General features: G+C 45.7%; 15 protein-coding genes. 8 read left to right on the plus strand and 7 right to left on the minus strand.

The genetic code is table 11. The annotated features are described in order from the left end of the window. Positions 1-334: 334 nt before the first annotated feature. From tig to clpX, 3 genes are all read left to right on the plus strand, one after another. Entirely contained in the window at positions 335-1,639 is a 1,305-nt protein-coding gene (gene tig, locus BFC18_RS16425; protein ID WP_070126642.1) for a trigger factor, read from the plus strand. Between the two features lie 98 nt (positions 1,640-1,737). Next, a complete protein-coding gene (gene clpP / locus BFC18_RS16430) occupies positions 1,738-2,364 on the plus strand; it encodes an ATP-dependent Clp endopeptidase proteolytic subunit ClpP (RefSeq protein WP_070126643.1) in 627 nt (208 codons plus the stop codon). A 74-nt stretch (positions 2,365-2,438) separates the two neighbouring features. Beyond that, the gene (gene clpX, locus BFC18_RS16435; protein WP_070126644.1) at positions 2,439-3,713 is read left to right on the plus strand and encodes an ATP-dependent protease ATP-binding subunit ClpX; all 1,275 of its coding nucleotides are present in this window, start codon (positions 2,439-2,441) and stop codon (positions 3,711-3,713) included. Between the two features lie 94 nt (positions 3,714-3,807). Here clpX and BFC18_RS16440 read toward each other — a convergent pair whose 3' ends face one another. After that, entirely contained in the window at positions 3,808-4,323 is a 516-nt protein-coding gene (locus BFC18_RS16440; RefSeq protein ID WP_083273146.1) for a prepilin-type N-terminal cleavage/methylation domain-containing protein, read from the minus strand. Between the two features lie 303 nt (positions 4,324-4,626). Here BFC18_RS16440 and lon point away from each other — a divergent pair, with 303 nt between their 5' ends. From lon to ppiD, 3 genes are all read left to right on the plus strand, one after another. Next, the gene (lon, locus tag BFC18_RS16445; RefSeq protein WP_070126646.1) at positions 4,627-6,981 is read left to right on the plus strand and encodes an endopeptidase La; all 2,355 of its coding nucleotides are present in this window, start codon (positions 4,627-4,629) and stop codon (positions 6,979-6,981) included. A gap of 314 nt (positions 6,982-7,295) precedes the next feature. Beyond that, positions 7,296-7,568, plus strand: coding sequence for a nucleoid-associated protein HU-beta (gene hupB, locus BFC18_RS16450; protein WP_070126647.1), 273 nt, complete (start codon positions 7,296-7,298; stop codon positions 7,566-7,568). Between the two features lie 239 nt (positions 7,569-7,807). Beyond that, entirely contained in the window at positions 7,808-9,700 is a 1,893-nt protein-coding gene (ppiD, locus tag BFC18_RS16455) for a peptidylprolyl isomerase (protein ID WP_070126648.1), read from the plus strand. A gap of 124 nt (positions 9,701-9,824) precedes the next feature. Here the strand turns inward: ppiD and BFC18_RS21740 are convergent, their stop codons facing one another. Continuing rightward, positions 9,825-9,995: a hypothetical protein gene (locus tag BFC18_RS21740; protein ID WP_170826617.1), complete on the minus strand. Its 171-nt coding sequence runs from the start codon at positions 9,993-9,995 to the stop codon at positions 9,825-9,827. Between the two features lie 200 nt (positions 9,996-10,195). On the opposite strand from BFC18_RS21740, the gene BFC18_RS16460 reads away from it, so the two are divergent. Continuing rightward, positions 10,196-10,510 (plus strand): hypothetical protein, encoded by a 315-nt coding sequence (locus tag BFC18_RS16460; protein WP_070126649.1) that lies wholly within the window; start codon positions 10,196-10,198, stop codon positions 10,508-10,510. Positions 10,511-10,572: 62 nt separating this feature from the next. Here BFC18_RS16460 and BFC18_RS16465 read toward each other — a convergent pair whose 3' ends face one another. The 4 genes from BFC18_RS16465 to BFC18_RS16480 all read right to left on the minus strand — a co-directional run bounded on the left by BFC18_RS16465 (position 10,573) and on the right by BFC18_RS16480 (position 14,992). Next, complete coding sequence (locus BFC18_RS16465) at positions 10,573-11,757, minus strand: M56 family metallopeptidase (RefSeq protein WP_070126650.1); 1,185 nt, start codon at positions 11,755-11,757, stop codon at positions 10,573-10,575. Next, the gene (locus tag BFC18_RS16470) at positions 11,750-12,142 is read right to left on the minus strand and encodes a BlaI/MecI/CopY family transcriptional regulator (protein WP_070126651.1); all 393 of its coding nucleotides are present in this window, start codon (positions 12,140-12,142) and stop codon (positions 11,750-11,752) included. The genes BFC18_RS16465 and BFC18_RS16470 overlap by 8 nt, the downstream gene beginning before the upstream one ends. 211 nt (positions 12,143-12,353) lie before the next feature. Next, positions 12,354-14,072 carry a bifunctional ornithine lipid synthase OlsF gene (gene olsF / locus BFC18_RS16475; protein WP_070126652.1) on the minus strand — a complete coding sequence of 573 codons (1,719 nt, stop codon included), beginning with the start codon at positions 14,070-14,072 and terminating at the stop codon, positions 12,354-12,356. 119 nt (positions 14,073-14,191) lie between these two features. Beyond that, a complete protein-coding gene (locus BFC18_RS16480) occupies positions 14,192-14,992 on the minus strand; it encodes a UDP-2,3-diacylglucosamine diphosphatase (RefSeq protein ID WP_070126653.1) in 801 nt (266 codons plus the stop codon). 611 nt (positions 14,993-15,603) lie between these two features. Here BFC18_RS16480 and BFC18_RS16485 point away from each other — a divergent pair. Continuing rightward, positions 15,604-18,540: a TonB-dependent receptor gene (locus BFC18_RS16485; protein ID WP_070126654.1), complete on the plus strand. Its 2,937-nt coding sequence runs from the start codon at positions 15,604-15,606 to the stop codon at positions 18,538-18,540. Between the two features lie 232 nt (positions 18,541-18,772). Here the strand turns inward: BFC18_RS16485 and rpsT are convergent, their stop codons facing one another. Beyond that, positions 18,773-19,033 carry a 30S ribosomal protein S20 gene (rpsT, locus tag BFC18_RS16490; RefSeq protein WP_070126655.1) on the minus strand — a complete coding sequence of 87 codons (261 nt, stop codon included), beginning with the start codon at positions 19,031-19,033 and terminating at the stop codon, positions 18,773-18,775. Between the last annotated feature and the right edge of the window lie 303 nt (positions 19,034-19,336).

The following is a 19,336-nucleotide window of genomic DNA, read 5'->3' on the forward strand; positions in this document are numbered from 1 at the left end:
TTTGGTAGCGCACTTGGTTTGGGTCCAAGGGGTCGCAGGTTCAAATCCTGTCTCACCGACCATTTATTTCCCAATTTTTCCTGTATTTTCTACATCTTCGCAGAAATCTTGCGTCAACAGACTAATTTCCTGTGATTTGTTGCCAAACCCTCTCGACTCTGCAAAAAGCTGCTTGTATACTACCGCGTCTTTTTTTAACCAATGTGATTAAACAACGGTTTAACACTGTTGAATAACAGTCCCTCTAACCCCGGTGTTACGCGCCGAATCAGGCAAGGACGGGAAGGGGATTCAAACAAAGCGTCACTTTAAGACGCACAGTTGAGGTAACAAAATGCAAGTTTCAGTCGAGACGACCCAGGGTTTAGAACGCCGTCTTACTATTACCGTTCCAGCAGATTCTGTTGATTCTGCGGTTAAAGCGCGTCTTCAACAACTATCAAAAACGCAACGCATCAACGGTTTCCGTCCTGGTAAAGTACCAGTAAGCGTGATCCAGAAGCGTTTCGGCGCTGCTGTTCGTCAGGAAGTTGCTGGCGATGTAATGCAACAAAACTTCTATCAGGCAATTGTTCAGGAAAAAATTAATCCTGCAGGCATGCCTTCTTTTGAACTGGTTAAAGATGAAAATGGCCAGGATTTAGAGTTCGTTGCAGCATTTGAAGTGTATCCTGAAGTTGAAGTTCAGGGCGTAGCAGACATCGAAATTGAGAAGCCAGTGGTTGAAATTTCCGACGCTGACCTCGATAACATGATGGAGACACTGCAAAAGCAACACGCAACCTGGAAAGAAGTTAAGCGTAAAGCGAAAAAAGATGACCGTGTTGTTATCGACTTCGTTGGTAAAGTTGACGGTGAAGAATTTGAAGGTGGCAAAGCAGAAGGCTTTACACTGGAACTGGGCCAGAACCGCATGATCCCAGGCTTTGAAGAGCCACTGGTAGGCGCGAAAACAGGTGAAGACGTTGTTGTTGAAGTGACTTTCCCTGAAGATTACCATGCTGAAAACCTGAAAGGTAAAGCTGCAACTTTCGATGTAAAAGTACAGAAAGTTGAAGGTAAGCAATTACCTGACGTTGATGAAGAATTTGCTAAACTCTTCGGTGTAGAAGAAGGTGGTGTTGAGGCATTAAAAGCGGAAGTGCGTAAAAACATGGAACGCGAACTGACTCAAACACTGAAAACTACCGTAAAAGAAGATGTTATTACTAAACTTCTTGAAAAGAACGAATTTGACGTGCCTAAAGCACTGATCGATCAAGAAGTAAATGCACTGCGTGAACAGGCTAAACAACGTTTCAGCCAACAGGGCGGCGGCGCTAACATGCCAGAACTGCCAGCTGAACTGTTCACTGACAATGCAACACGTCGTGTTCGCATTGGTCTGCTGTTAGGTGAAGTGATCAAGCAGAACGAACTGAAAGCAGATGACGAAAAAGTAATGGCTTTAATTGAGTCTGCAGCGTCAGCTTATGAAGATCCTCAGGAAGTTGTGGACTATTATAAAGCTAACGAAGAACTGATGAACCAGATGCGCAACGTCGCACTGGAAGAGCAGGCGATTGATTGGGTGCTGGAAAATGCCAAAACTCAGGATGTCACCAAAGCTTTTGACGAGGTTATGAACAAACAGGCGTAATTTATTACCCTCTGATTGACTTAACCTGTCTGCAACTGCTTAAATGCTCGGAACCTTCCGGGCATTTTTGTTTTTAACGCTAAGAAATCAAGGTAGATATGATAAACCCATTTGAACCACAAGATGCATTGGTGCCGATGGTCGTCGAGCAGACGTCTAAAGGTGAACGTTCCTACGATATTTATTCCCGTCTACTGAAAGAAAATGTGATTTTCTTAGTGGGCCAGGTCGAAGACCACATGGCGAATCTGATTGTCGCCCAAATGTTATTCCTTGAAGCCGAGAATCCAGAGAAAGATATCTTCTTGTATATCAACTCTCCAGGCGGTTCAGTGACTGCCGGTATGGCAATCTACGACACCATGAATTTTATTAAGCCAGACGTAAGTACTGTATGTATTGGTCAGGCTGCGAGTATGGGCGCGTTCCTGTTGTCAGGTGGTGCGAAGGGCAAGCGTTTCTGTCTGCCTAATTCTCGCGTGATGATTCACCAGCCGCTAGGTGGTTTCCAGGGGCAGGCGTCGGATTTTGAAATCCACGCGAAAGAAATTCTGTCTATTAAAGAAAAAATGAACCGTCTGATGGCGGAGCATACTGGTCAGGATTATGAAAAAGTTGCACGCGATACGGATCGGGATAACTTCCTTAGTGCAGCAGAAGCCAAGGAATATGGCCTGATCGATCAGATTTTAACAAATCGATCTGACGCAGCCGCCACTAAGTAGTATAGTTATAGATAGCCTGAACTCGTGTACCCGCACGAAATCTATTTGTTCAGGAAAGGCAGAGGCAAAGTGTAATGAGTGACAAGCAGAACGGCGACGGTGATAACAAGCTTTTGTACTGCTCTTTTTGTGGCAAAAGCCAGCATGAAGTACGTAAGCTGATAGCAGGACCGTCCGTTTTTATTTGTGACGAGTGTGTCGAGTTATGTAACGACATCATTCGTGAGGAAATTAAGGAAATTGCACCTAAGCAAAAACAGGATGCGCTTCCAAAACCTCAGGAAATTCATACTCATCTCGATGATTATGTTATTGGTCAGGAACATGCCAAAAAGGTATTGTCTGTAGCGGTATATAACCACTACAAACGCCTGCGTAATGGTGATGTTCATGAAGGCGTGGAGTTAGGTAAAAGTAACATCCTGCTGATTGGTCCTACAGGTAGTGGTAAAACTCTGCTCGCAGAAACCTTAGCAAGATTGCTGGATGTGCCTTTCACTATGGCCGATGCAACAACGCTGACCGAAGCGGGTTATGTAGGTGAAGACGTAGAGAATATTATTCAGAAGCTGCTTCAGAAGTGCGATTACGACGTAGAAAAAGCCCAGCGCGGTATAGTTTATATCGATGAAATCGACAAGATTTCCCGCAAGTCTGACAACCCATCAATCACCCGCGATGTTTCTGGTGAAGGTGTTCAGCAGGCGCTACTGAAACTGATTGAAGGTACTGTCGCTTCGGTTCCTCCTCAGGGCGGCCGTAAACACCCGCAGCAGGAATTCCTGCAGGTTGATACGTCGAAGATCTTGTTTATCTGTGGCGGCGCATTCGCGGGCCTCGATAAAGTGATTGAACAACGTGCCAACAAAGATACCGGTATTGGTTTCGGTGCGTCAGTGAAGTCTAAAGAAAGCCAGCGTGAACTGAGCGATTTGTTTAAACGTGTTGAGCCGGAAGATTTGGTGAAATACGGGCTTATTCCAGAATTTATTGGTCGTTTGCCAGTGGTAACCAGTCTGGAAGAACTGAACGAAGAAGCGTTAATTCAAATTCTCCGTGAGCCTAAAAATGCGATTACTAAGCAGTATGCTGCATTGTTTGCCATGGAAGAAACAGAGCTTGAGTTCCGTGACGATGCGCTTAATGCTATCGCGCGTAAAGCGATGCAGCGGAAAACCGGTGCTCGTGGCTTGCGTTCAATCGTAGAAGCGGTACTTCTTGATACCATGTACGAACTGCCTTCTATGGAAAATGTTTGTAAGGTAGTCATCGACGAGTCTGTTATTAAAGGCGAGTCGAAGCCTATTTTGATGTACAAGAGCGAAGAGAAGAAAGCAGCATCAGAATGATGCGATGTACACGAACATGAAAAAAGGCCCTACGGGGCCTTTTTTGATCCAATACCACCGCTGTGAAGTGGCAAGGTAATAAGAATAGTTGTGTTTACAAGGTGTCATCTATGACGATTTCACCCGTCAGTGAACTGTAATAAATAGAAAAAGCAGGTTGTGCCTGAAGCACGTAGGTACAGGTATTGTTTTCGTACGTCGCTTGATAATCTGCTGAGTTGTCTTCCGCTACGGTAGGGCTGCCGTTTGTTAGTAGTGCGTTCCATAGTGACGCACAGTCCCATGCGTTATCCGTCATCGGGCTGGCCTCATAGGGCGTGTAACTCTGCGCCGGCCACCCATACTGATTAAAATCAATCACATTCTGTCCATTGCCAAATACATCCAAATTATCCACCGGTCCTGAATGCCCTCCTGCTCGCCATTTTAAATGCGCTAACTTTATGGCAGAACCAAAGGCAGAACCAACGCCCTGCACACTTGCTGCATTTGCATCATCCTGAAGATCGATAAAGCGGGGGGCGGCTGTTACCGCTAGCGTACCGAGAATGACAATTACGATAATTAATTCAATGAGGGTAAACCCAGAATGTCGGGAAGATGTATTCATAACAAGTTTCACTGCAATCTTGATATCTATGGAGTATAGGTTTTTAACGGTAATTTATTCAATTTCTTGAGAATAACAAGTTTGCCATATCAAGAATAGTTATCATTTCTAATAAGCCATAACCAGGTTCTGCCGCATATTTGAACAGTCACTCCGTTTAGCGGTATTCAGCGGGACAAAAAAGGTTGCACCGTCATTAAAAATCGATAATGGTTAAAGTAACAAGGTTTAACACAGGATTGATTGAACTTTGCCTGTGCATCCCCATATCAATTCACATTATGAACAATACAGAGAACACGTATGACAGTAGAGCGTGAAGATCGCATTGAGATCCCCGTACTTGCCTTACGGGACGTAGTCGTTTATCCCCACATGGTCATACCGCTATTTGTTGGTAGGGAAAAATCCATTCGTTGCCTTGAAGCGGCAATGGAAAATGATAAACAAATTTTTCTAGTCGCTCAGAAGGACGCCAGTGTTGATGAGCCTGAGGCGGATGATATCTTTGAAGTAGGTACGCTGGCGACAATTTTACAATTGCTCAAGTTACCCGACGGTACCGTTAAAGTATTGGTTGAAGGTAACGTGCGTGGAGAAATTCACAGCTATGAGCAAGCTGAGCCATTCTTTGTTGCCCAGGTAAACCGTGTTGAAGACGAACTGCTACCTGAGAACGAGCAGGAAGTGCTTATTCGTTCGGCAGTGTCGCAGTTTGAGGGTTACGTCAAACTGAACAAGAAAATCCCACCTGAAGTGCTCACTTCTCTAAATGGTATCGAAGATGCGGCCCGCCTGGCAGACACCATGGCGGCGCATATGCCGTTGAAGCTCGCTGAAAAACAAAAGGTGTTAGAGATGAAGGGCGTGAATGAACGTCTGGAATATCTGATGGCACTGATGGAAGGTGAAATTGATTTGCTACAGGTCGAAAAGAAAATTCGTACCCGTGTGAAAAAGCAAATGGAGAAAAGCCAGCGTGAGTACTATCTGAATGAGCAGATGAAAGCTATTCAGAAAGAACTGGGTGAACTCGACGACGCCCCTGACGAATTTGAAGCACTGAGCAAAAAGATCGAAGAGGCGAAGATGCCTCAGGAAGCTGAAGACAAGGCGAGAGCTGAGTTGCAAAAGCTGAAGATGATGTCACCTATGTCGGCGGAAGCCACAGTGGTACGTAGCTATATTGAATGGCTAACGAATGTTCCTTGGCATAAACGCAGTGCAGTAAAGAAAGATTTGTCACTGGCTGAAAAAGTACTGAATGCAGACCACTACGGTTTGGAGAAAGTCAAAGAGCGCATTGTTGAGTATCTGGCCGTTCAAAAACGTGTCAGAAAACTTAAAGGCCCAATTCTTTGTTTGGTTGGTCCTCCTGGTGTGGGCAAAACCTCATTAGGTCAATCTATTGCCAAAGCGACCGGTCGCAAATATGTGCGCATGGCACTTGGTGGTGTGCGTGACGAAGCGGAAATTCGTGGACATCGTCGTACTTACATTGGTTCTTTACCCGGTAAGCTGATTCAGAAAATGGCGAAAGTGGGGGTTAAAAACCCGCTGTTCCTTTTAGATGAAATCGACAAGATGTCTTCTGACATGCGAGGAGACCCATCGTCTGCGTTATTAGAAGTGCTCGACCCTGAACAGAACAGTAGCTTTAGTGATCATTATCTGGAAGTCGACTACGACCTTTCTGATGTCATGTTCGTGGCAACTTCAAATAGTATGAATATTCCAGGTCCGTTATTAGACCGTATGGAAGTAATTCGTTTATCGGGTTACACCGAAGATGAAAAGCTGAATATTGCTACCCGTCACCTGATTTCAAAACAGGTGGAAAGAAACGGCCTTAAAGCGAAAGAACTAGATATCACTGAGTCTGCCATTATTGGCATGATTCGCTACTATACCCGTGAAGCGGGTGTGCGTAGCCTTGAGCGTGAGATCTCGAAAGTCTGCCGTAAAGCCGTGAAAGACATTCTGCTGAGCAAGACTAAAGATAAAGTGGTGGTGACACAGGATAACCTGAAAGACTACCTCGGTGTTCAGCGGTTTGATTACGGTAAAGCAGACAAAGATAATCAGATTGGTCAAGTAACTGGTCTTGCATGGACTCAGGTTGGCGGTGACTTGCTGACTATTGAAACCACCGCAGTTCCAGGCAAAGGAAAAATGACATCTACCGGTTCACTGGGCGATGTGATGCAGGAATCTATTCAGGCAGCTATGACGGTAGTAAGAAGCCGTGCAGAAAAACTGCGAATCAATGCGGATTTCTATGAAAAACGTGACATTCACGTACACGTTCCTGAAGGTGCGACACCAAAAGATGGGCCTAGTGCGGGTATTGCCATGTGTACGGCGCTGGTATCAACGCTTACGGGGAATCCGGTGAAGTGCGAAGTGGCCATGACAGGTGAAATTACGCTGCGCGGGGAAGTATTGGCCATCGGTGGTTTGAAAGAGAAGTTACTGGCAGCTCACCGTGGTGGTATTAAAACAGTTGTTATTCCTAAAGACAATGAGCGTGATTTGGAAGAAATTCCAGACAACGTGAAAGCGGATTTGTCGATACATCCGGTTCAATGGATTGACGAGGTGCTCGATATTGCGCTTCAAGAACCTGTTGACTCGTTTAAGGTTGTCACTGAAAAGTGACAGCTTGAGAAAGCTGGATCGCAGTAAACACGCGGGATCCAGCGTCATTTTTTGTTTTTGCTCAAAAAATAAACGTTGAAGCCCTAAATTCGATGATTTTTTCAAATTTAGGGCTTTCAACTCTCAGAAGTTGTGTTACCTTTACAACGTACTCGCTTGAAGCCTTGTCTCTAAAGGGATTGCAGCGAATCATTAAACGTTAAATAATTGTAACACTGTACTTGAATCTATTAATCAAGCTTGTTATAACGTTCGAAAAGACAATCACTGTTTTCGGACAAACAGTATAATAACAATCGAAGGGGATCATAATTGTGAACAAGTCTCAACTAATCGACCAAATCGCTGCTGGTGCAGATATCTCTAAAGCTGCTGCAGGCCGTGCATTAGATGCATTCACTGATGCAGTTACCGCAGCGCTTAAAGAAGGTGATCAGGTTGCACTGGTAGGTTTCGGTACGTTTGCGGTTCGTGAGCGCTCTGCGCGCACTGGCCGTAACCCGCAGACTGGTGACACAATCCAAATCGCTGCTGCTAAAGTACCTTCTTTCAAAGCTGGTAAAGCTCTGAAAGATGCTTGTAACTAAGCAAACAAGATTTGACAAAAGGCGATGGTCAGAACCATCGCCTTTTTTATTTGTCCTACCCCTAAGCTCCCGCAGTCCATCCCGGCAAATTGACTGGATTAATCGATGATTCCTGCAAATAGACTGATGGTAATGTCGCGTTTGGCGGGGGGAATCGATATAATCTGGCATATTTTGTCCACACCGCATCGTACGGACCGTGGGCTTTGAGAAGTAAGCAACGGAGTTGAATGTAAGTCATGTTAGAAAGAATCCGAGAAGGTTCGCAGGGCCCCTGGGCGATGATCATCATTGGTCTGGTCGTGCTGAGCTTTGTGTTCGCGGGCGTTGGCAGCTACCTGAATAGCTCAGGCGAGACAGTTGCCGCAACCGTAAATGGCGAAGAAATCAGTCTGAATGAATTAGAGCGAGCTTATCAGTCTCAGCGTAGTCGCATGGAATCGCAGTACGGTGAGAGCGTATCAGAACTGTTTGCTGACGAAGGTTATCTTCAGCAATTTCGTGGCGGCGTGTTAGACAGCCTGATTGACGAGAAGCTGGTTTTACAAAAAGCGGAAGAGCTGGGTTTGAGAGTGGGAGACGAGCAAATTCGTAACACCATTCGTAATATGCCTGAGTTTCAAAGCGGCGGCGAATTTAACAACGATCGTTATCTGATGCTGCTGCGTCAAAACGGCTATCAGCCGAGTGATTTTAGAGATTTGCTGCGCACTCAGTTAACCCGTGAGCAACTGACCCGCGCGTTGGGTGTATCTGATTTTGCTCTACCGGGCGAAGCCAAGCGTGTTTATGCGCTTCAGGCACAAACACGTGATGCCCGATATCTTGTTATCGATTCAGCGCCGTTTGCTGATGAAGTAGACATTACTGATGCCGATATTCAAAGTTACTATGATGCCAATATCACCGCATTTGATACCGAAGAGAAAGTCGCTGTTTCTTATGTGAAGCTGTCTGTTGACGATCTTAAAGGCGATGTATCGGTTTCTGATGAAGACATTGCTGCCTGGTATGAAGAGAATAAAGATCAGTATCGTACCGAAGAGCGTCGTCGCGTTTCGCACATTTTAATTGCGTCAGAAGAAGACAGCGAAGAAGCCCAGCAAAAAGCAGAATCTCTGCTTGCTGAGTTGAAAGACGGCGCTGACTTTGCAACGTTAGCTGAAGAAAATTCTGATGACTTTGGCTCTGCAGAAGAAGGCGGTGATCTAGACTTTATCATGCCGGGTCAGATGGATGATGCATTTGATGACGCAGCATTCGCTCTCGAATCCGTTGGTGATATTACTGACGTGGTTCGCACAGAGTATGGTTACCACATTATCAAGTTGACTGAGCTTCAGCCGGAAACCGTGAAAACGCTGGCGGAAGTGAAAGATAGCATTAAAGAAAGCCTGACCACCGAACGTGCGACAGACAAGTTCTACGAACTACAGTCTCGTATGGCCGAGGTTGCTTTCGAAGTGCCTGACACACTTGAAGAAGTGGCCGCCGTGGCGAATAAATCAATTGAAACCACAGAGCAATTCAGTCGTAATCAAGTACCAGCCGCTATTGATAACCCACAGGTTGTGAGTGACGTATTTTCTCCCGAGTTGATTGAAGAGCAGGTTAACAGCGATTTGATTGAAATGGATGCGAATACCGTTGTGGTTGTGCGTGTGAGCGAGCATGAGCCACAGCGTACCAAGACGCTTGAAGAAGTGCGCGACGCCATCACAGCCTCATTACGTGCTGAAAAGTCTCAGCAGGCTGCTGAGAGTTGGGCCGAATCGCAGCTTGCTGAACTGGATGCAGGTAATGCGATTGATGACGCATTAGCAAGCCGTTCGCTGAGTTGGGAAACTGCGGAAAACGTGAATCGCGCTAATCAGCAGCTTCCTGCCAATGTGGTAAGCACGCTGTTTACGCTTGCGCCAGCAGAAGGTAAATCTCGTCGCGTCGCACGTCTTGGCAGTGGTGATGTTGCGTTGATTGAACTGCTCGACGTGAAAGCGCCAGAAGCCGCAGACGATGCAACAGTCGCGGCTATCCAACAACGCCTTGCCGGTGCAAATAGTCAAACGGCTTATGCTGCGTTTGTAAAATCTTTGCGTGAAGGTGCTGATATTGAGACGGCGGCCACTCGTTAAACACCAGCGGTACGAGGTGCTTTGCTAAGAAACATAGCATTGCCGCGAACAAATAAATAAGGGTGCGATATTCGCACCCTTTTTTTTCGCCTGTAGAAAACGCAATTGCCCGTTACTGGCATCGCTAGTGGGTAAGAATCATCATCACTGTGTAGAACGCAGCAATTGCCGCTGAGAGGACAAGAATATACAGGAATCCCTGTTTGCCCTGAGAGAGTGACCACTTATTTGCTCTTAAATAAGCAAACCACAGCAAACTCAGCAGTAGAGGAACAAGTACAATAATTTTTATCACGGTAAAATTTTCCCTGAGGTGTTGCAAATATGATGCAAAAATACGGTAAAAAATACCATAGTGCTAACCTGATTTTCACCAGCCATTGATCTTAAAGGCTTTTTCCGATTGGAATAGTTCTTGCTGAACATGTATCAAGCAAAGCGTGTTATACGAAAGTTGTAGAGGCGCTTAAACGGTATCTAAAGGAGAACGACCAGATGAAGAAAGCGTACACAGGAATCGTTGCTGCAAGCCTGGCATTTCTCCCGCTGTTAGCCCATGCCGCTGACCGACCACAAAATATAGGCATCGACGACTACAGTATGCCACTGACGCAGATTGCTCAGGACACGTCCACCAATATCGACTTAGCCATGCTGTTAAAGCCTGGCAGTATTCTTGGTTACGATACCTACCGCAAAAGTACGGTAATTGAGCGGGACCCAACGACAGGAAACGTACAGTTGGATGTGTCGGGCCACCGCGTAGAAATACGGCCTGATACCCGGGAAATCGTGGATTATGCTGAGTAATAAAGTTCTTTATAAACAAAAGGGGCATGAAGCCCCTTTATCAATGCTTCTTAATTTTAGTCTTACTTAGGCATTACCCGGACAATTTCAGGCTCTTGCTCAAGTCTAAACTCCAGCTTCACCAGTAAATCTTTTTGAACCATGGCTTTTCCTCCTTGAATACGGGGTTTGTACTGCCACTGCGCCAAAGCTGTTTTAGCACTCTCATCAAACAGGCCTGCGGGCGAAGCACTGACAATCGCAATATTGTCTGTTTTGCCTGTGGCGCTAATATCAAATTTAAGGACGACTTCACCCTCGATATTCTCACTGAGGGCTTGCTGAGGATACACTGGGTCGATCCGAATAACCGGCGTAGCCATGTTAATTTTATCGTCATGTTCTGACGGTGATGGCATATTCGCTAATGCAGTATTTCCAAGCAGCACTAGCGCCGCGAGCATGGTCACTACTGTGATGCGTTTATTTGTTTTTATCGGTGTCGATATCATTTCTAGTCGTTTCATCATGGTCTTTTTATCTCCGAGAGTAGGGTACAGCGAGCTGCTGTAAGCATTGTTGCCCGCGCACTGAACCAGTGCTTTGGCATAATCGACTTTTACTTCCTTGGTCGAATTTGTTAGAACGGTTTCGTCACACGCTAATTCCTGGCTCATTCGGAATGCTCTCACGGCCAGCCAAATGAGGGGATTAAACCAGAACAGGCAAAGGGTGAGTAAAGCCAATGCGTTCCATAGGCTGTCACCCCGACGCAGGTGAACCGTTTCGTGTTTAATGATCAACCGCTGCTGCGAGGTACTGAACTGCGCAGCAAAATCGGCAGGTAGAATGATCGTTGGATACACGATGCCGAACAGCAGAGGAGAGCTGACTTTTTCAGACGTTTTTATCTTTGTTCCGAACACCGTCATGTCGCGTTCACTCATGGAACGGGATAGTCGCCAGTACTGAATAATTACCGAACCTAATATTAGTGACGCTACCGAACCCCACATAGTCAGAAAGGGAAATGACGTTGGCACAGTCGTCGTGGGCGTCATGCCAACCACATAGTTTGTTATACCGCTTGTACTGTGAGGCATGAAATCGAGCGGTAGGTTGTTTGCCAGGAGCATGGCGGGAAACAACCACCACAGTTGGTAAGTGCGCAGCGCACCGATTTTCCCGGGCAGCCATTTCTCTATCGCAATCAAAAGTAATGCCGCTACTGAAATAATGTACTGCTGGGCGATCAACCATTCAGTCATTGTCTTTTTCCCATTTTGCTATGAGTGCTTTGAGTTCATCCACATCCTGTTTGGACAGATTTTTCTGGTTCGCAAAACCCGCGACCAGTGGGGCGACTTTGCCTTTGAACAGGCGGCTGACAAAGGTTTCGGTTTCGCTTTCCCGGTATGTTTGTCGTGCTATTAACGGGGTATAGAGGTATTGGCGCTGTTGCTTCTCGAAACTGAGAACGTCTTTTTTCACCAGCCGTCCCAGCAAGGTTTTAACGGTTTTTTCATGCCACGCTTTGCGTTCGTTTAAACGACTAATGATCTCGCTGGCTGAGGCGGGGTAACCTTCCCAAAGCACGTCAAGTACGTCATATTCTGCATTGGAAATATCTGGCTTATTACGCTTTTCACTCATGTTTGTTTACCGATTACGTCTGTAGTCTTAATTAAGATTACACGTGTAATAGTAAACTGCAAGTTTATTTTTTGTTCACTGAAATGGCGTGGATAAAACGTCGAACGCAGGTCTACCCAAATAGAATAGTTAAGCGTGATCTTGAGAGGTTTACAGTGGTAAAAGCACAGCGCCCTGCAGAGCAGGGCGCGTGATCAAAATAGCAGTCAAGTTAGGCGGTTTTTGAAAGCCCGGTGTATTGTAAATAGCGCTTGCGCTTCTTATCGGTGAGCATATCCATATCCACTACAACAAGCCCGTCAATACAATCGTTAAAATCCGGATCTACGTTGAAGTCGAGAAACGCGACACCACCATCGTGAGCTACTTCAGAGTATTGTTTGTAGAGGGTTGGCACGTTCACGCCCATGTTGGCGAGTAAGTGTTTCAACAAGGTAAACTCTTTTTTATAGTCTTCACCGCTAAACGTTTCAATCACGTCTGCAGATACCTGGTAAGGCAGCCGGGATGTCGCTTCGCCGAATTTGGCCGGAAAATGCTGACGATAAAACTGTACCAGTAAATCTTTAGCGGGTTGGGGGTAGGCGTTGCTGATAGACACAGCACCAAACAGATATCGGTATTGTGAGTAGCGGCTCAGAAATGCGCCTATTCCCATCCACAGGTAGTCAAGGCTACGCTTTCCCCAGTAACGGGGCTGTACAAAGCTGCGTCCCAGTTCTAAGCCCTGAGTAAAAAGCTTTTCGTTATCGCCGCTGTAGTTAAACAGGGTCGCGGAATAAAGCCCGGTAGGATGGCCTTCAGCGCTCAATAATTTAGCGTCGCCAAATCGATAAGCCCCGACAATTTCTAAATCACTCTCGTCCCACAAGACCAGGTGATAGTAGTGAGAATCATATTGGTCTATGTCGCGGCGACGGTTAGTGCCTTCACCTACAGCACGAAAGGCGATTTCTCTTAATCGACCAATCTCGCGCATGATGGGCGAGTAACCCTGATGCTGATAGAGATAAATGTGTTTTCCGTCTGCCGTGTGGCCAAGGTGTTCACATTGCTTAATGGCTCTGGAAAGCTCTTTGCGATCTTCCGGCATAGCAATCGGCGCTTGTGTCGCCAAAACACCTTTACGGTTAGATCCAATGCGATAGAGGTGTCGCTTAAACAGTTGCACTTGCTCTTTCAACGGCAGCGTAAGCTGGCTGTAAGCTTCGTAAGGGATCACTTCACCAATGCGCATAGGCAGGTGCTTCTTACGCTGCTTGAACATTTCCTTCACCAGTAGCGCTGTAGCCAGGGGTTTGTACACCATAGAGACGCTGTAAAAAAGCGGCGAATTTTTCGCATCGATATACACCGGTAACACGGGTGATTTGGTTTGTTTTGCTATTCGCAGAAACCCGGTGTGCCAGCGTGTATCACGCACACCTTGAGGGCGTAATCGCGACACTTCCCCGGCAGGAAATATCAGAACAGCACCTTCACCGGCAAGGTGATTATGAATGGCTTCGAGATGCTGTTTGGGCGTGCCGCCTTGCATATTGTTTACCGGTAGCAGCATGTTGTGCAGAGGCTCTATTGCCATCAACATTTGGTTGGCAACAACTTTCAGATCGTGGCGCACTTCACTTACCAGCTTAATTAAGGCCAGGCCGTCGAGGGAGCCAATCGGGTGGTTCGCGATAATAACTACACGACCGTCGCTGGGGATCCGTTCTTTTTCAACGTCACGGGTTGAATAGCTAACATTAAAGTATTCAAGCACCTGTTCAACAAAATCGATGTCTTCGTAGTGAGGGTAGGTTTCGCCGAATTCAGTGATCTCCCGCTCGTGCAAAAGATGGCGCAAAACGAATGAGAGCGACTTGAATAACCAGGGCTTATCCACCACCTGCGGATAATGCTGGGTGAGTACATCATCGACAGTAAACATAATTCTATTCCTATATTTTTAACCGTACGTTAGCAATCGACTGTGACGTTTTTTGAGCACTTTCGTGTCACTTCGGTGACAAGCGCATCATTTTGTCGAAGCCGCGTGCCTGATCTGGCTCAGGCTGCTTTAGTGGATTTCGTCTGTGGTTTGAATTCGGTTACTGTACTTTGTGCTTGCATCTGCTCTATCCAACTGATGAGTTTAAGATTGCCGCTCATGTCTTCACCCAAGGCTGAGCAGTTTTCAATCCAGTCCCCATCGTTAATATAGTGAATACCGTCTTCCATGGTACTTTCGGGATGGTGAATATGGCCGCAAATCACGCCATCAAGCTGTAATTTTCGGGCCCGGTTGCAACACGCTTCACGGTAACGGGCAATGGCAGTATTCGCCCCTTTAATATGTTTTTTGATGTAGCCTGCCAACGACCAGTAGTCGTTATTACGCCACTGGCGAAACCGGTTGTACCAGCGGTTTAGAAACAGCAACAAGTCATAGCCCTTATCCCCAATCCAGGCGTGAAACTTTCCAATGGTGACATCGGCGTCAAATTGGTCGCCATGAAGAATAAGGTACTGCTTTCCTTGCGCTGTGGTGTGTACATACTCGCGACGAATTTCAATTTCGCCAAAGTCCATGCCAGAGTATGACTGCAAGGGCTCATCATGATTACCCGGCAGGTATACCACGTTGGTGCCTTCACGACTCATTTTCATAAAAGTATGTAGCACCTGATTATGCGCTTCTGGCCAGCGGAACTGACGACGCATTTCCCACATATCAACAATATCGCCAACCAGATAGAGCGTATCGACGGTGACGTTATTGAGGAAGTTGAGAAGATACTCGGCTTTGCAATCTTTATTGCCAAGATGGATGTCAGACAACCAGAGGGTGCGGTAGTGGGTAGGTTTCATCATCATTTCCAAAGCAGTAACTTTGGAAGGATATCTTAGGTTGGTTAATTTACAGTCAGGTGACTGTTCGTTGACAACAAGGTGAAGGTTGAATGACGGATTAATGACAACAGCAAAGAGCGTTATTATTTCTGATTTTCAAATAATTCTTATTTAATTTTTTATTTGTATTTTAGCTTTAATAGTTGTTCTAAATTTAATCTTTTAATTTTTTCTATATATTTATTTTAAATTTTGTTTAAACTTGTTTTTTATATTTTTTCGCATTTTATTAAAGTCTACAAACTTTACGTAAAGTTTTCACTTTATTGATTTTAAATGATTTTTTCGTTTGATGTGGTTTCATTTCAATCGTTTAAAAAATGCACTTTGTTTTTATTTATAGTTATTTTATAAATTATTAATAGTGAATTAGTTTTTTATTTCAAGCTGTTTTCTTGTTGTTTTGTCGATTATGTTAATTCAAAAATTGAACTTATTTGGATTGCTGTGTTAATTATTCTCCCGTTTTAGTTGAGTTGAAATTTAGCTTAATTAATAAACCAGGGGTACGCAGTTACTGTGTAAGAAATAACAACGAACAAACAATAAAGTTTCACAGGGAAACAATAATGAAAAAAAGCTTTTCCAATTCATTTAAGGGGTCATTTAAAGGTTCATTGACCGCCGTTGCCGTTGCGATGACCTTAAGTGCTTCTATGCCTGCCATGGCAGATAACGTTGACGGTGCTATCAAAGGTAGTGTTGTCTCAGCATCTGGCGGCTCGCTGGCAGGCGCAACCATTACCATTGCGGATCCATCAAAGGGTTATTCAAGAATCCTCGAAGCTGATGAAAACGGAGAGTTCAACCTCAATACCGTTCCCGTTGGTAAATATACCATCACCGTGTCAAAGCCAGGCTTCCAGCAAGCGCAAATCAACGACGTGATTATCGGTGTTGGTAAAACCGCTCAGCTTTCTGTTCCTATGACAGAAGGTGATGTTGAGCACATTGGTGTGGTGGGTACGGCAATTCGTGCCGTCGATGTATCTTCTACTGAGTCATCGTTAAATATCAGTTCCGAAGAACTTGATCTTCTTCCTATTGCTCGCTCAGTGACGTCTGTGGCGCTGCTTGCACCAGGGGCGACTGAAGGCGACAGCCGTTTCGGCGATCAAGCATCCTTTGGTGGTGCCTCTGTTGCAGAAAACGCGTATTACGTGAATGGTCTTAATTTGACCAACTTCCGAAATGGTCTGGGTGGTGCAACGATTCCGTTTACTGCTTATGATGGTTTCCAGGTTAAGACCGGTGGTTATTCGTCTGAGTTTGGTCGTTCAACAGGTGGCCTGATCTCTGCGGTAACCAAATCAGGTACTAACGACTTCCACTTCGGCGTTCAAACCATTTATTCTCCAGCGTCACTCACTGAGCAGGCGCCAAACTCGGTTTACCGTCAGAACGATCGTTGTGGTGATGCTGATGGCCAGTGTATTGGCGATCTGTACGTAAACAATGGTGGTGATTATTCCCGTTCACTGGAAACGAATATTTATGCTTCTGGTGCACTGATTGAAGACAAACTCTTCTTCTATGGTATCTACACAGCCCGTGATAACGATACTCGTAACGATGATTCAGTGAGCACGCTGAGCGTAGAGAAAGATGATGACCCGTATTATCTGGCGAGAATCGACTGGAATATCAACGATGACCACCAGTTGATGTTATGGGGTTTCAGCGATAAACGTACGTATTCAGAAACCATTTACAACGATAGCAACGACGACGGCAACTTTGATGAACAAGGCGGTGTTGCTTATCATACTCGTGGTGGCGAAAGTTATGCGTTGCGCTATACCGGTAACCTGACTGATGATTTCAGCATGTCTGCCATGTACGGTGTGGTGAAGTTCTCAGAAACGGATTACTCAGATTTTGATGATTGTCCGGTGGGCTACGACGCAGATACTGCTTCTCGTACAACCTGTTACGTAACCACTACCGTTGGCGCAAATGAAGATAAACGTGAACAAATGCGTTTAGATTTCAATTGGTACGTGGGCGACAATCACACGTTGAAGTTTGGTTACGACTCTGAAACCAACACGGCAAATGCCGCAACGCTCAACTCGGGTGGCATCTACTACTACTACCGTACGTATGAAGCTGGTTCACAACTGCCTAACGGCTATGTGTTGCCTGAAACCATGAAGACAACCCGCGTTCGTAACTATGAAAATATCGGCGAGTTTGAAGTAGAAAACTGGGCTATTTACATTGAAGATGAGTGGGCTGTTACTGATACCGTCACGCTGAACCTGGGTCTGCGTAACGACAGCTTCACTAACTATAATGCGGAAGGCGACGAGTTCGTATCTATCGATAACCAGATTGCACCACGTCTTGGCGCGTCTTGGGATATTAATGGCGACGGCGAAAGCAAATTATATATGACGGCAGGTCGTTACTATCTGCCTGTTGCTGCCAATACCAATATTCGTTTGGCAGGTGCAGAAACCTATATTCAAACTTGGTACGAGTATGAAGGTTTAAATGCAGACGGCACGCCAGTAGGATTAAGCAATCAGTTGGGTGATCCTGCTATCTCTAACGGCGGTGACGGTACAGCAAAAGCGTCTAACACCCTGGCGGATAAGAACCTGGACCCAATGTACAACGATGAAGTAATTGTTGGCTACCAGGCTCAAATTAATGATGACTGGTCATGGGGCATCAAGGCGACTTATCGCGATCTGGGCAACCAGATTGACGATGGCTCTTATATCTTTACTGATGAAGACGGAAACTACCTGGGTGAAAACTGGTTCCTGTTTAACCCGGGCAGTGGTGCCACTTTCAACTTCGACCTCGATGGCGATGGTGTTACTGAAGAGTATAGCTTTACGGCTGAAGAACTGGGTTACCCAGATGCTAAACGTCGTTACACCGCAGTTGATTTAACCATCGAAAAAACATGGGACAAAGTGTGGTCGCTGAAAGCCTTGTATACCTGGTCGCACAACTACGGTAACACCGAAGGTTTTGTTAAATCTGATAATGGTCAGGACGATGCAGGCTTAACGCAGGATTGGGATTACCCATACCTGATGGATGGTGCGTACGGTAACCTGCCTGCGGATCGTCGTCACAACATCAAGGTTTACGGTGCTTTCGCCGTAACGGAAGACTTCCTGATTGGTGCTAACCTGAACATTGCTTCTGGTCGTCCTTGGACTGCGCTGGGTGCAGGATACACGCCAGACTCAGATCTTTACCAATACGGTGATACTTACTGGGTGGGTGACAGATACTTCCCACGTGGCAGCATGGGTACAACGCCATGGACTGCACGTTTAGACTTAAACTTCACTTACAACCTGCATATCCAGGATCAGAAAATCCGCTTTGCTGTAGACGTATTCAATGTCTTCAACGCATCCACAGCAACACGTTACAACGAAGTGGCTGAGATTGCGGCTAACGATGATAGTGCATCATTTGGCTTAGCGCAGACGTACCAAACACCGCGTCGCGTGCAGTTCACTGCATCTTACGATTTCTAATCTGACTTCGTAATTCGCTATAGCGATAAATAGAAAGCCTCTGCATTTTGCAGAGGCTTTTTTTTACATGTAGAAAACCATGAGGATATTTAACTAGCGATGACACACGCTGGCATCCATTGGCAATCATTGCACTCAATGAACAGAGTAGAAGAAGGGAAGGGCTTTCTGATGCTGAATTTCAGACATAAAAAAAGCGCCTGCGGCGCTTTTTTTCTTCTCGTCAGATGTCTTACAGCGCTTTAATTTGCGCAGCCAGACGGCTCTTATGACGAGCAGCTTTGTTCTTGTGAATCAAACCTTTGGTTGCCATTCTGTCAAGAATCGGAGTAGCAGCTGCCAGTGCAGTTTGTGCACCTTCTTTATCGCCAGCAGCGATAGCAGCAACAACTTTCTTGATGCTTGTACGAGTCATGGAGCGACGGCTGGCATTATGCTGACGACGCTTTTCGGCTTGAATTGCACGTTTCTTAGCAGACTTAATGTTAGCCAAGGTGTAACTCCCAAAATAAATACATGTCTAAAAAATAGGGTGCGGATTATGCTCATCCGGCGACCAAATGTCAAACTATTTTGCCCGACACCGCAGGAAAAATAGTTATTAAGATTGCGCAATAAAGGCATCCCCCGTGAGATGCGCGGATTATAGCAGGGCAAATGGGGGAATTCATCTGTATGTCATGTTTTTTTCATGTTTAATTTAACACGCTGTTTCAACGTAGATTATTTAATCGTGGAGATTTCGCCTGACCCTTGCTTCCGTTATAGTGGCGGTCTGAATTTTTGCAGGTAAAAG

This window comes from Alteromonas confluentis (assembly GCF_001757105.1).
GTDB lineage: Bacteria > Pseudomonadota > Gammaproteobacteria > Enterobacterales > Alteromonadaceae > Alteromonas > Alteromonas confluentis.

Excerpts from the sequence above, each read along its gene's own strand:
- lon (WP_070126646.1), top strand. The coding sequence starts at position 4,627 with ATGACAGTAGAGCGTGAAGATCGCATTGAGATCCCCGTACTTGCCTTA.
- BFC18_RS16480 (WP_070126653.1), bottom strand. The coding sequence starts at position 14,992 with ATGAAACCTACCCACTACCGCACCCTCTGGTTGTCTGACATCCATCTT.
- BFC18_RS16485 (WP_070126654.1), top strand. The coding sequence starts at position 15,604 with ATGAAAAAAAGCTTTTCCAATTCATTTAAGGGGTCATTTAAAGGTTCA.
- BFC18_RS16460 (WP_070126649.1), top strand. The coding sequence starts at position 10,196 with ATGAAGAAAGCGTACACAGGAATCGTTGCTGCAAGCCTGGCATTTCTC.
- BFC18_RS16440 (WP_083273146.1), bottom strand. The coding sequence starts at position 4,323 with ATGAATACATCTTCCCGACATTCTGGGTTTACCCTCATTGAATTAATT.
- clpP (WP_070126643.1), top strand. The coding sequence starts at position 1,738 with ATGATAAACCCATTTGAACCACAAGATGCATTGGTGCCGATGGTCGTC.
- clpX (WP_070126644.1), top strand. The coding sequence starts at position 2,439 with ATGAGTGACAAGCAGAACGGCGACGGTGATAACAAGCTTTTGTACTGC.
- tig (WP_070126642.1), top strand. The coding sequence starts at position 335 with ATGCAAGTTTCAGTCGAGACGACCCAGGGTTTAGAACGCCGTCTTACT.
- BFC18_RS16465 (WP_070126650.1), bottom strand. The coding sequence starts at position 11,757 with ATGACTGAATGGTTGATCGCCCAGCAGTACATTATTTCAGTAGCGGCA.
- olsF (WP_070126652.1), bottom strand. The coding sequence starts at position 14,072 with ATGTTTACTGTCGATGATGTACTCACCCAGCATTATCCGCAGGTGGTG.
- ppiD (WP_070126648.1), top strand. The coding sequence starts at position 7,808 with ATGTTAGAAAGAATCCGAGAAGGTTCGCAGGGCCCCTGGGCGATGATC.
- BFC18_RS16470 (WP_070126651.1), bottom strand. The coding sequence starts at position 12,142 with ATGAGTGAAAAGCGTAATAAGCCAGATATTTCCAATGCAGAATATGAC.